Annotated in this window: 12 protein-coding genes; 8 read left to right on the forward strand and 4 right to left on the reverse strand. The window is 70.4% G+C overall.

The features are described from left to right. Window positions 1–225 precede the first annotated feature (225 nt). From manD to F9B98_RS04875, 3 genes are read left to right on the forward strand one after another with little or no spacing between them, the layout of a single operon-like run. On the forward strand, window positions 226–1452 hold the full coding sequence (gene manD / locus F9B98_RS04865; RefSeq protein WP_150953620.1) for a D-mannonate dehydratase ManD: 1227 nt from the start codon (window positions 226–228) through the stop codon (window positions 1450–1452). Then, complete coding sequence (locus F9B98_RS04870) at window positions 1442–2080, forward strand: bifunctional 4-hydroxy-2-oxoglutarate aldolase/2-dehydro-3-deoxy-phosphogluconate aldolase (RefSeq protein WP_150953623.1); 639 nt, start codon at window positions 1442–1444, stop codon at window positions 2078–2080. The genes manD and F9B98_RS04870 overlap by 11 nt, the downstream gene beginning before the upstream one ends. Then, window positions 2077–3009 (forward strand): sugar kinase, encoded by a 933-nt coding sequence (locus F9B98_RS04875; RefSeq protein ID WP_150953626.1) that lies wholly within the window; start codon window positions 2077–2079, stop codon window positions 3007–3009. The genes F9B98_RS04870 and F9B98_RS04875 overlap by 4 nt, the downstream gene beginning before the upstream one ends. A gap of 128 nt (window positions 3010–3137) precedes the next feature. Here the strand turns inward: F9B98_RS04875 and F9B98_RS04880 are convergent, their stop codons facing one another. Continuing rightward, on the reverse strand, window positions 3138–3494 hold the full coding sequence (locus F9B98_RS04880; RefSeq protein ID WP_056225751.1) for a sterol carrier family protein: 357 nt from the start codon (window positions 3492–3494) through the stop codon (window positions 3138–3140). Window positions 3495–3891: 397 nt separating this feature from the next. On the opposite strand from F9B98_RS04880, the gene purD reads away from it, so the two are divergent. The 4 genes from purD to F9B98_RS04900 are packed head-to-tail and all read left to right on the forward strand — an operon-like array spanning window position 3892 to window position 6666. After that, window positions 3892–5163, forward strand: coding sequence for a phosphoribosylamine--glycine ligase (gene purD / locus F9B98_RS04885; protein WP_150953630.1), 1272 nt, complete (start codon window positions 3892–3894; stop codon window positions 5161–5163). A gap of 55 nt (window positions 5164–5218) precedes the next feature. Next, window positions 5219–5560, forward strand: coding sequence for a hypothetical protein (locus F9B98_RS04890; RefSeq protein WP_150953632.1), 342 nt, complete (start codon window positions 5219–5221; stop codon window positions 5558–5560). 9 nt (window positions 5561–5569) lie between these two features. Then, on the forward strand, window positions 5570–6160 hold the full coding sequence (locus tag F9B98_RS04895) for a class I SAM-dependent methyltransferase (protein WP_150953634.1): 591 nt from the start codon (window positions 5570–5572) through the stop codon (window positions 6158–6160). Continuing rightward, entirely contained in the window at window positions 6160–6666 is a 507-nt protein-coding gene (locus F9B98_RS04900; RefSeq protein WP_150953637.1) for a hypothetical protein, read from the forward strand. The genes F9B98_RS04895 and F9B98_RS04900 overlap by 1 nt, the downstream gene beginning before the upstream one ends. A gap of 299 nt (window positions 6667–6965) precedes the next feature. Here F9B98_RS04900 and F9B98_RS04905 read toward each other — a convergent pair whose 3' ends face one another. From F9B98_RS04905 to F9B98_RS04915, 3 genes are all read right to left on the reverse strand, one after another. Continuing rightward, window positions 6966–8540, reverse strand: coding sequence for an MFS transporter (locus tag F9B98_RS04905; RefSeq protein WP_150953640.1), 1575 nt, complete (start codon window positions 8538–8540; stop codon window positions 6966–6968). Beyond that, entirely contained in the window at window positions 8537–9160 is a 624-nt protein-coding gene (locus F9B98_RS04910) for a PadR family transcriptional regulator (RefSeq protein ID WP_150953643.1), read from the reverse strand. Before F9B98_RS04910 ends, F9B98_RS04905 begins: the two co-directional genes overlap by 4 nt. 151 nt (window positions 9161–9311) lie before the next feature. Beyond that, a complete protein-coding gene (locus tag F9B98_RS04915) occupies window positions 9312–11057 on the reverse strand; it encodes a BCCT family transporter (protein ID WP_225310222.1) in 1746 nt (581 codons plus the stop codon). Between the two features lie 78 nt (window positions 11058–11135). Here F9B98_RS04915 and F9B98_RS04920 point away from each other — a divergent pair, with 78 nt between their 5' ends. After that, complete coding sequence (locus F9B98_RS04920) at window positions 11136–12098, forward strand: phosphoribosylaminoimidazolesuccinocarboxamide synthase (protein WP_150955908.1); 963 nt, start codon at window positions 11136–11138, stop codon at window positions 12096–12098. Window positions 12099–12266: the final 168 nt, after the last annotated feature.

Here is a 12266-nt window from a genome sequence, read left to right on the forward strand (position 1 = left end):
CTCTCGGGCGCCCCGTGCCCCGGGCGGGTTCGTGACGGCGGACCCGCCCGGCATCCCTCCCCTCCTGCGCGTCCCCTCGGGGCGCCGGACATGGCCCCGGGTCCACGTTCGACGCCCCGGGACCATGTCCGGCGCCCCCGTGTGTGCGGCGCTGCCACCTCCAGCGCCCCGGGGCCACGAATCGCGCCCCACTCCGACCCGCCCCCTCCGCCAGAAAGTCCGCATATGAGCATCGCCTCCGTCGACGTCATCGTCACCAGCCCCGGCCGCAACTTCGTCACCCTGAAGATCACCACGAGCGACGGCGTCGTCGGCTGGGGAGACGCCACCCTCAACGGCCGCGAGCTGTCGGTGGCGTCGTACCTCTCCGACCACCTCGCCTCGATGCTCATCGGCCGCGACGAGGACCGCATCGAAGACACCTGGCAGTACCTGTACCGCGGGGCGTACTGGCGCCGCGGACCGGTGACCATGGCCGCGATCGCCGCGGTCGACATGGCGCTGTGGGACATCAAGGCCAAGAAGGCCGGGATGCCGCTGTACCAGCTGCTCGGAGGCGCGAGCCGCGACGGCGTGCGCGTCTACGCCCACGCCTCGGGCACCGATTTCGAGGCCCTCTCGAACGCCATCACCGGGTACCGCGAGCTCGGCTTCACCGCCGTGCGCGTGCAGACGGGCGTCCCCGGCCTCGGACAGATCTACGGCGTCTCGGCATCCGGTCCCGGCGTGCGGTACGACTACGAGCCCGCGAAGCGCTCGGGCGACCGCCCCGCCGAAGAGACCTGGGACACGCGCCAGTACCTCAACCACATGCCCGGGGTCTTCTCGAAGATCCGCGAGGAGTTCGGCACCGACCTGCGCATCCTCCACGACGGCCACCACCGCATGTCGCCCATCGAGGCGGCGCGCTTCGCCAAGGACGTCGAGCCCTACGACCTGTTCTGGCTCGAAGACGCCACCCCCGGCGAAGACCAGACGGCGCTGCGCCTCATCCGCCAGCACTCGACGACCCCGCTCGCGATCGGCGAGGTGTTCAACACCGTGTACGACTACCAGACGCTCATCACCGAGCGCCTGATCGACTACGTTCGCTCGGCCGTGACCCACACCGGCGGCATCACCGCGATGAAGAAGCTGCTGGACTTCGCCGCGATCTACGGCATCCGCTCCGGCATCCACGGCCCCACAGACATCTCGCCCGTCGGCATGGCGGCAGCCCTTCACCTCGACCTCGCGATCCACAACTTCGGCATCCAGGAGTACATGCCGCACAACGAGCAGACGCTCGAGGTGTTCCAGACCTCGTTCACCTTCGACAAGGGCTTCCTGCACCCCGGCGACCAGCCGGGCCTCGGCGTCGAGCTCGACGAAGAGGCCGCCGGTGCGTTCGAGTACACGAAGGCGTACCTGCCCGTGAACCGCCTGCTCGATGGGACCGTCCATGACTGGTGAGCTTCCCTTCCGCACCGTTTCGTCGAAGCTCATCGTCGTCGCCCGGGCTTCGGCCGCATCGGACTACGCGCCCGTGCTGGCCTCGCTCGCCGCGGCGGGGGTGCAGAGCATCGAGCTGACCCTCACCACCCCCGGTACCTTCGACGCATTCACCGACCTGCGCTCGTCTTTCGACGGCGACCTCGGGATCGGCACGGTCACGGACCTCGACCAGCTCGAGCGCGCGATCGCCGTCGGCGCGGACTACGTCGTCACCCCGATCACCTCGACCGCCCTCGTCGAGCGCGCCGTCGCCGCGGGCATGCCGATCGTCCCCGGCGGTCTCACTCCCACCGAGCTGTTCGCGTCGTGGTCTGCGGGCGCGTCGGCGGTCAAGGTGTTCCCCGCGGGTCAGGTCGGCCCCGGCTACCTGAAGGACCTGCGCGGACCGTTCCCCGACATCGTCGTCATCCCCTCGGGAGGGGTGGATGCCGACAGCGCGGCCGCCTGGCTCGCGGCGGGCGCCGTGGCGGTCAGCGTCGGCGGACCGCTGCTCGGCGACGCGTTCCGCGGCGGCGACCTGGGCGCGCTCCGCGAGCGCGCCGAACGGTTCGTCGCGGTGTGCGCAGGATCGGACGCAGCCGCGTGACCCGCGTCGTCACCCTCGGCGAGACGATGGCGCTCGCCCGCACGACCGAGGTCGGCTCGCTCCGGCATGCCGCGGGCCTCGCCCTCGGCATCGGGGGCGCCGAGACCAACGTCGCCGTCGGCTTACATCGCCTGGGCGTCGACGCCGCGTGGCTCGGCCGCGTCGGTGACGACCCCCTCGGCGAGCGCATCGCGCGAGAGCTACGCGGAGAAGGACTCGACGTGCGCGCGATCGTCGACGCCGAGGCCCCGACGGGCCTGATGCTCAAGGAACGCCCGTCCGCGGCATCCACCGCCGTCCACTACTACCGCCGTGGGTCGGCGGGGTCGCGTCTCGCGCCCGACGACGTTCCGGCGGGATGGATCGAAGGCGCCGATCTGCTGCACGTCACGGGCATCACGCCCCTGCTGTCCGACACCGCCCGCGCCACCGTGCTCGCGGCCGTCGCGCGCGCCCGCGCGGCCGGCGTTCCCGTCAGCTTCGATGTCAACTACCGCTCCGCCCTGGCCGCCCCGGAGGTCGCCGGCCCGATCCTCCGCGAGATCGCGACGATGTCGACCCTCGTGTTCGGCGGGGTCGAGGAGTTCGCCCTGATGACCCCGGATGCCGCGGAGTCGCTCCTTGATGAGGGAGTGGCGCAGGTGGTGGTCAAGCGCGGCCCCGATGGTGCGGTGGTTTTCACCCCCGACGGTGCCACCGAGGCTCCGGGGTTCGTGATCGAGCCGCTCGACACCGTCGGCGCGGGCGACGCGTTCGTCGCGGGCTACCTCAGCGCCCACCTCGAGGGCCTCGACGTGACCGACACGCTGGTGCGCGCCAACGCCTGCGGCGCGATGGCCTGCCTCGTTCCCGGCGACTGGGAAGCAGCCCCCACGCGCCGCGATCTCGAGCGCTTCCTCGCCGGCGGCGGGGACCCGGTGCGGCGCTGACGCGGGCGCCGACCACCGCTCGAGATCACACGTTCCGCCCGAGCGCATACGACTTCGCACGGCCCGTTCCGGTGATCTCGGGCGGATCGTGTGCTTTCGACGGTGGGCCGCGGATGCCGGGGCCCGACTTAGGGCCGCAGTGGCAGCAGAGCGCTGAGGTCGGCGCGGACGCCGGAGGCGACGATGCGGCCGGCGGTCACGGCATCCGCCCACTTCTCCTGGCCCGTGGCGACGGCGATCCACGTCGCGGCGTCGGTCTCGACCACGTTCGGGGGCGTGCCGCGGGTGTGCCGGGGCCCCTCGATCACCTGCACGGCGCCGAACGGCGGCACGCGCATCTCGACCGAGTTGCCGGGAGCCTTCTCGACGAGCAGCTGCAGCAGGTAGCGCACGGCCGTGGCGGTCGCGGGGCGCGGGGCGTCTCCGGCGGCGACGGCGGCGAGCGCGGCACGGCCGTCTCCGGTCTCGATGCGGCGGGGAGGCATGGCATCCACGCTACTCGCGGCGGGTCGGTGCGGGCCGTGGGCGGTGTCGAGGCGTGTGTTCCGCCCGTAGAACCTCAGCGATTCGCACACATTCAGCGGCATCCGGCCCTCGCGGAGTGAGCTTGCGCAGATAACTGAGCCTGCGCGCATCTCCCGCGCACCGAGGCCCGCCTGCATAACCTCAGCAATCCGCACAAACTCAGTGGCATCCGGCCCCCGAGGGCTGATCCTGCGCAGATCGCTGACCCACGCAGCACGCCCCACGAGGAACGAACACAACCTCCGCGATTCGCACAACCTCACACGCACCCCGCCCCCACCGACTGAGCGTGTGTGAATGACTGAGCAAGCGCGCACCGACGCGAGGGCGAGACCCCGCGCTCGGTAGGCTGTCCGCGTGAGAATCCTGGTCCTCGGTTCGGGCGCGCGCGAGCACGCCATCATCCTCGCGCTGCGCTCCGAGGAGGAGTCGCACGCGATCTTCGCCGCCCCCGGCAACGCCGGGATCGCGCGCGAGGCGCACCTGGTCGACCTCGACCCGATGGACCCCACCGCCGTGCTGACCTTCGCCAAGAGCGAGGCGATCGACCTCGTCGTCGTCGGGCCCGAGGCTCCCCTGGTCGCCGGCGTCGCCGATCCTCTGCGCGCGCACGGCATCCCCGTGTTCGGCCCGGGCAAGGCCGCGGCACAGCTCGAGGGCTCGAAGACCTACGCGAAGCGGATCATGGATGCCGCGGGCGTCCCCACCGGAGGAGCCGTCCGCGCTCACGATACGGCCACCGTCGAAGCCGCCCTCGACCGGTTCGGTGCCCCCTATGTCGTCAAGGCCGACGGGCTCGCCGCCGGTAAGGGCGTCATCGTGACCTCCGACCGCGCCGCCGCCCTCGACCACGCCGAGACCTACCTGCCCACCGGCGCGGTGCTGGTCGAGGAGTTCCTCTCCGGCCCCGAGGTGTCGCTGTTCTTCCTCAGCGACGGCGACCACGTCGCCCCCCTCAGCCCCGCCCAGGACTTCAAGCGCCTGCGCGACGGCGACGAAGGCCCCAACACCGGCGGCATGGGCGCATACTCGCCGCTGCCGTGGCTGACCGAGCGCTTCGGCGGAGAGGACGAGTTCGTCGCGCAGGTCACGCGCGACATTGCCGAGCCCGTCATCCGCCAGATGGATGCCGAGGGCACCCCCTTCATCGGGCTCCTCTACGCCGGGCTCATCCTCACCGAGCAGGGCGTGAAGGTCATCGAGTTCAACGCCCGTTTCGGTGACCCCGAGACGCAGGTCGTGCTCCCCCGTCTCATCGACCCCCTGTCGCGCCTGCTGCTGGCGGCGGCCTCGGGCACGCTCGAGGACGAGCCGCGTCCCGCATTCGCGGAGGCCACCGCCGTCACCGTCGTGCTCGCGAGCGAGGGCTATCCCGAGGCGCCCCTCACCGGCCGAGTATTGACGGGCATCGACGAGGCCGAGGAGGTCGACGGCGTCCACGTGGCTCACGCCGCGACCGCGCTGCGCGACGGCGACCTCGTCGCGACGGGCGGGCGCGTGCTCAGCGTCGTCGCGACCGGCACGACCTTCGGCGAGGCACGCGAGGCGGCCTACACGGGGCTCGAGCGCATCGGCCTCGAAGGCGGGCAGTACCGCACCGACATCGCCGCGCGGGTGGCGCAGGACTGACCCGCCCGCCGCTTCCTTCTCGACCCGGGCCGCGCGCGCCACTAGCGTGTGGGCCATGGTCGACAGGGATGCCATGGCGCGAGGCCGCGAGATCTTCGACCCGATCGCCGCACGCCAGTGCGACCTGCCGGGCGTCGACATCGGGCGGATCTTCGGAACCGAAGGGCTGCGCATCCGCGAGAAGGTCTTCGCGTTCGTCGTCCACAACGGCTCGCTCGTCGTGAAGCTGCCCGAGGAGCGGGTCGGTGAGGTCGTCGACGAGCGGATCGCGGGTCCCATGGTCATGCGCGGGCGTCCGTTGCGCGAGTGGGCCGAGGTCCCGATCGAGACCGGAGCCGACCGCTGGGGGCAGCTGATCGACGAAGCGCGGGTCTTCGTCGACGCGATCACGCCGTAGCCTCGACCGATGAGTGCGACCGCGTACGACGCCCGGGCCGACGAGTACATCGCCGCCCTCGGATCGATCGATGCCGTGCACCCGGTCGACCGGAGCGTCGTCGAGGCCTGGGCCGCCCGCGTCACCGGCCCGGTGCTCGACGCCGGGTGCGGTCCCGGCCACTGGAGCGCACACCTGGACCGACTGGGCCTCGACGTACGGGGTGTCGACCTCGCGCCGCGGTTCATCGCGCACGCGCGGGCGGCGCACGCCGGCATCCGGTTCGATGTCGGCTCGATCGACGAGCTCGAGGCGGCGGACGGGGAGTTCGGCGGCATCCTGTCGTGGTTCTCGACGATCCATCACGAGCCTGCTCGCATCGACGTACCGCTGCGGGAATTCGCCCGAACGCTCCGCCCGGGCGGACGGCTGCTCCTCGGGTTCTTCGTCGGCACGGAGGTCGAGGCGTTCGAGCACGCCGTCGTCCGCGCCTACCGCTGGCCCGCGGCGGAACTGGGGCGGAGAGCGGATGCCGCGGGCTTCGACGTTATCGAGACGCACACGCGCGAGACCCGCGGCGAGCGACCGGTGGGCGCGATGCTCTGCGAGCGGCGGGCTTGATGAGTGCGCGACGGGTTCTCGCGATCGGACTGAGTGCCGTGATCCTGGGGCTCGCGGGTTGCTCTTCAGAGGGGCGCCAGGAGATTGACGGGGTGCTCTGGCGGCAGACCATGGCGCACGAAAAGTTGGGGGCGCTCCTCGATGTCTCGCAGCGGGAGACCGAGACCGTGCTCGCCGGCCTCCGAAGTGCCACTTGGGATCGCGAGACGCAGGCGCCACCCGATGTCAGTGGGGGCGGGATGGTCGTCTACGACCTGGATATCGCCGAGCCAGCGGCCGCCTTCTCTGTCTTCCTCGCGTCGGGCCCCCGGCCGGACGTCCCCCGCGATGGCGGCGGGCTCTACCGGGGCCCGAGTGAGGTCTACACCTGCTGGGATGTGACCGCGACGTTCGATCTCACGCCCGCGACGACGACACGAGAACTGCGCACGGAGTGCCCGCCGACCCTCGTCGAGCAATTATTGGACGACGCAGCCTTCGTCCGGCGCGACGCGTTCGACGGCTGAGCTGATTCTGCCGAGCCGGCCCGGCGTCGGCGTCCCCCCCCCCCCCCCCCCCCAACTCCGCGTCGGTCGGGTGTTGCGGGTCGGGTTCTCACGGCGGCGCCCGCGCACCGACGCGCCCGAGGCGCAGCGGGTCGTCGCTCCGCTTCGCACCGGGCGTCCGCAGGGGCACGTCCTCGCATCGCGAGCAGAGGCTCTTCGCGGGACGCGGGATCGGGTCCGCGGCATCCGTGAATCATCCCTCCCGACGAAGCACCGAACGCCGCCGCCCCGCGACGGACGACGGCGTTCGAGCGCGCGGGTTATTCTCCCGCAGCCGCGGGTGCGGCCTGCGCCGCCTGCGCCGGAGCCGCATCGCGCGGAGCACCGTGCGGACGGATCATCGACGGCCGACGCATGAACAGCACCGCGACGAGGCCGAGGCCGATCACGATGATCGGCAGCACGAGCGACTGGCCCATCGCGTTCGAGAAGCCCTCGACGACCTGAGGGGGCAGCGATCCCGATCCGAAGCTCGCGGACGCGTCCGCGGCTCCGGGCAGGTTCGCCTCGAGGCGCGCCTGCATGAACGCGGCGATGGATGCCGAGCCGATGACCGATCCGACCGTGCGGGTCGTGTTGTAGATGCCGGCACCGGCGCCCGCCTGGCGCGGCGGAAGATTGCGGGTGGCCGTCGTCGCGAGCGGACCCCACATGCCGGCGTTGCCGATGCCCATGAAGACCGAGGGGATGAGGAACATCCAGATCGGGGCGTCATTCAGGATGAGCGCCAGGTACAGCCCGAGAGATCCGCCGACAAGGAACAGGCCCGGAACGAGCAGGAACCGCGGGTCGGTGCGGTCGAGCAGCTTGCCCGCGAAGGGGGCGAGCACGCCCGACAGGATCGCGAGCGGCACGAGCAGCAGCGCCGACTCGGTCGGGGTGAGGCCGCGGGCCAGCTGCAGGTAGAACATCTGCGGTAGCGCCATGCTCGTCACCGTGAAGCCGACGGCCGCGATCGCCAGGTTCGCGACCGAGAAGTTACGGTCGCGAAAGAGGTCGAGGGGGACGAGGGGCTCGCCCGTGCTGCGCGCCTGCGTCCAGACGAACACCGCCATGACGACGACGCCCGCGGCCACCATCGCCCAGATCCACGCGGCCCACGAGTAGTGCTCGCCCTCTTGCAGGCCGAACACGATGAGGAACAGACCCACGGCGCTCAGCACGACGCCGAGGATGTCGAACTTGTGCGCGGTGCGCGGCAGCTGCGGCACGAGGATGACGGCGGCGACGAAGCCGATGATGCCGACGGGGATGTTGATGAAGAAGATCCACTCCCACCCGAGGCCGTCGACGAGCAGGCCGCCGGCGAGGGGGCCGACGAGGGTCGCGACACCGGCGGTGGCGCCCCACAGGCCCATGGCCGCTCCGCGGTTCTGCGGCGGGAAGGTGCGGGTGATGACGGCCATGGTCTGCGGCGTCATCATCGCCGCCCCCAGGCCCTGCACGGCGCGAGCGGCGATCAGCACCTCGAGCGAGGGGGCCAGGCCGCACGCCAGCGAAGCGAGGGTGAACAGCGCGAGGCCGGTGAGGTAGATGTTCTTCGGGCCGAAGCGGTCGCCGAGGCGTCCGGTGATCAGCAGCGGAACGGCGTAGGTCAGCAGGTAGGCGCTAGTGACCCACACGACGTTGTCGAGATTGTTGGTGTTCGGGTCGAGGGCCGCCTTGATCGCGGGGTTCGCCACCGAGACGATCGTCGTGTCGACGAGGATCATGAAGAACCCGATGACGAGCGCCCAGAGGGCGGGCCAGGGGCTCTTGGCCGGGGTCTTGAACGATCCGGTGCGGATCGACCCGGAGGAGGGGGATGCCGCGGAGGCGGCGCGGGAGTCGGTCATGGGGTGGTCTCCTTCGAGACGCGATGCTTCTTCTTGATGTGTTCGGGGATTTCCGCGATGCCCCAGGCGAGGGAGCGATCGGCGAGGCGCGCACGCAGGGAGTCCTGCCACGCGAGTTCGGCGTGGAGCAGAGCGGACTGCCGCTGCAGCTCGACGAGGAATTGTTCGGGGGTCTCGCGCTCGGCCGCAGCGGTCAGCCCGTCGTGGTGCTCCTCGACGGAGGCGACGAGTTGCGCGCGCCGCTGGTCGAGCAGATCGGTGACTTCGGCGCGCTCGAGGTTGTGGGCTTCGGAGAGGGCGACACGGAACTCGCTCGGCCGGTCGATGCGGGGCAACTCCGCGCGCACCCATTCCTCGACGGCCCGATGGCCGGCATCCCGGAGCGTGTACGTGGTGCGCTCGGGACGATTGCCGTCGCGATCGACGCCGACCTCCGCGAGCAGTCCGTCGCGTTCCAGCCGGGCGACGGTGTGGTAGATCGTGCCCTTCTGCAAGGGCACGAGACGGTCGTCGCGGCGTTCCTTCAGCAGGCGTACGAGCTCGTACGTGTGCATGTCGGCCTCACGGAGCGTGGCCAGGATCATGACGGCGACGGGGGTGAGACGGCTGGTCTCCGGCATCCGTCCTCCTCATGGTCCGTTTTGACTAGTCCAGATGGACTATACGCTCTTCCCGACCGACGCGCGAGCGCGCCGAGACTCGTCGACGATCGAGAAACGCCGCGCCCGTCGAGAGGCGCGGCGTCTTCGAGGGAATCCCGGATGCCGGCGGTCAGACCGGCGAGGAGTCGCGGGGCGTCTTCTCCGGTGCGGTGATCGGCTCGGCGGATGCGGGCGCGACGGGACGGGGGTGGCGCCAGCGGATCGGGATGCCGAAGATGCCGCGTTGATTCGGCTCCTCGACCTCGAGGCCGTAGTGCGAGCCGATCGAGTCGCGCAGCTGCGCCCGCTCGGCCTTGTCGTACGCGCGCATCTCGCGGCGGAAGGCCGTGACGGTGGCCCAGCAGATCGCGAGCAGCACGAGACTGAACGGCAGGGCGATGCTGATCGCCGCGGTCTGCAGCGCCTGCAGTCCGCCGGCCAGCAACAGGGCGAAGGCGATGAGCGAGGTCGCGAGGGTGAAGAAGATGCGCACCCAGCGCTTGGGCTCCTCTTCGCCGCCGGTGGCGATCATGCCCATGACGAGCGCACCCGAGTCGGCCGAGGTGACGAAGAAGATCCCGATGAGGATGAGGAAGCCGATCGAGAGGAAGACCGTGCCCGGCACGCCCTGGAGCATCTGGAACAGCGCCGTCGAGACGTTCACCGCCCCGTCGGCCCCGACCAGCTGCACCGTACCGGTCAGCTCACCGTAGATCGCCGTACCGCCCAGGACCGTGAACCACAGGATGCCGACGAGGGTGGGCACCAGGATCACCCCGGTGACGAACTCGCGCACCGTGCGGCCGCGCGAGATGCGCGCGATGAAGATACCGACGAAGGGGGCCCACGAGATCCACCAGCCCCAGTAGAACGCGGTCCACGCGCCCTGCCAGGCGACGCCGTCTTCGCCGGAGTAGGCGCTCGTGGTGAACGACAGGCTCACGAAGTTCTGGATGTAGTTTCCGATCGACTGCACGACGTCGCGCAGGAGGAACTCGGTCGGGCCGGCGAACAGGAGGTACAGCATCAGCAACCCGGCGAGGACGAGGTTGATGTTCGACAGCCACTTCATACCCTTGCCGACACCCGAGAGCACCGAGAACAGCACGAACGCCGTGATGATGCCGATGATGATCGCCTCGCTGATCGCCGAGGGAGTGACCAGGTTCAGGTAGTCGAGGCCCGCGCTGATCTGGATGACGCCGAGGCCGAGCGAGGTCGCGACGCCGAACAGCGTGCCGACCAGGGCCGCCACGTCGACCGCGTTGCCCCAGCCGCCCTGCACGAGACGCGCGCCGAGCAGCGGCTCCAGGGCCCAGCGGATCGTGCGCGGACGCCGGCGGCGGTGGAAGGCGTAGGCCAGAGCCAGACCGATCACGACGTAGATCGACCACGCGTGCACTCCCCAGTGCAGGAACGTCTGCGACATGGCCTGCTGCGCCAGCTGGTTCGGCGTGCCCTCGACGCCGGGACGCGGGTCGGCGAAGTGGCTCAGCGGCTCGCTCACCCCGTAGAAGACGAGGCCGATGCCCATCCCCGCGGCGAAGAGCAACGAGAACCAGGACATGGTCGAGAACTCGGGCTCGTCATCGTCCTGTCCGAGCTTGATGTTGCCGAACCGGCTGAACCCCATCGCCATAGCGAACACGACGAAGAACGCGGCGATCAGCACGTAGTACCAGTTGAACGCCGAGACGATGAATGTCTGCACGGCACCGAAGGTCGCCTCGGCCGCGCTCGGGAAGATCATGGCGAAAGCGATGAACGCTCCCGCGATGGCGGCGGCGGGCCAGAACACCCACCCGCGGATGGTCTTGTGACGACTACCCAGGTGGGGATCGATGTTCACCGCGGTGTCAGGGGCTGCCTCGGTCATTCCATCGAGGCTAGCCAGGGGGACCGCCGCGAATGGGGGGCAGGCGCCGGAAGCGGCGTTGTGACAGAATCCGCGATGATGCGCCGCGCGCGTACCCGCGATAATGAGCGGGTGACCACCGCTCCCCCGCTCGAGCTCCCCGGCTTCCGCCACACCTACTCCGGCAAGGTCCGCGACCTGTATGTGCCGGCAGACACCGTCGAGGGCGAAGCTCCCGCGCACCTCCTCGTCGTCGCCAGCGACCGCGTGAGTGCTTTCGACCACGTGTTGTCTCCCGGCATCCCGGACAAAGGCGAACTGCTCACGACGCTGAGCCTGTGGTGGTTCGACCAGCTCGCGGGCGCCGACGGAGGCCGCTCGATCCCGAATCATCTCGTGGCCGACCATGCCCTGGTGGGCGAAGAGACCGTGACTCTGATCCCGGATGCCGTGCAGGGGCGCGCGATGCTCGTCCGTTCCCTCGACATGCAGCCGATCGAGTGCGTCGTGCGCGGCTACCTCACCGGCTCGGGCTGGGCGGAGTACCGGGCCGAGGGGACGGTCTGCGGCATCCCTCTCCCCGAGGGCCTGAACGACGGCGACCGTCTTCCGGAACCGCTCTACACGCCCGCGTTCAAGGCACCGATGGGCGAGCACGACGAGAACATCACCTTCGAGCGCTCGGCCGAACTCGTCGGAGCCGAGACCGCCGAGGCCCTGCGCGAGCTGTCGCTGGAGATCTACCGCCGCGCCTCCGCCACCGCCGAGGCGCACGGGCTCATCCTCGCCGACACGAAGTTCGAGTTCGGCTACGACGACGACGGGGTTCTGACCCTGGCCGACGAGGTGCTCACCTCGGATTCGTCTCGATACTGGGATGCCGGGGCCTGGCGCACCGGCTCGACTCCGGCCGAACGCATGGCGAGCTTCGACAAGCAGATCGTGCGCAACTGGCTCGCGGAGAACTGGGACAAGCAGGGCGAGCCGCCCGCCCTTCCCGCCGAGATCGTCGAGCGCACCCGCGAGCGCTACGCCGAACTGCTCCGCCTGCTCACGTCCTGACCTGACCCGCCGCGATGCCGCCGACATCACGGGACGTCGGCGGAACCACCCCGCGAGATCACGTGACCTCGCCTGAGCAACCCGCGAGATCACGCGACCTCGTCGAGAGCACACGCCACGGCGTGTGAGCTCGACGAAAACACGTGATCTCGGCATCCACCCCCTCCC

Origin of the sequence: Microbacterium testaceum StLB037 (assembly GCF_008763945.1) — a bacterium.
Taxonomy (GTDB): Bacteria; Actinomycetota; Actinomycetes; order Actinomycetales; family Microbacteriaceae; genus Microbacterium; species Microbacterium testaceum_G.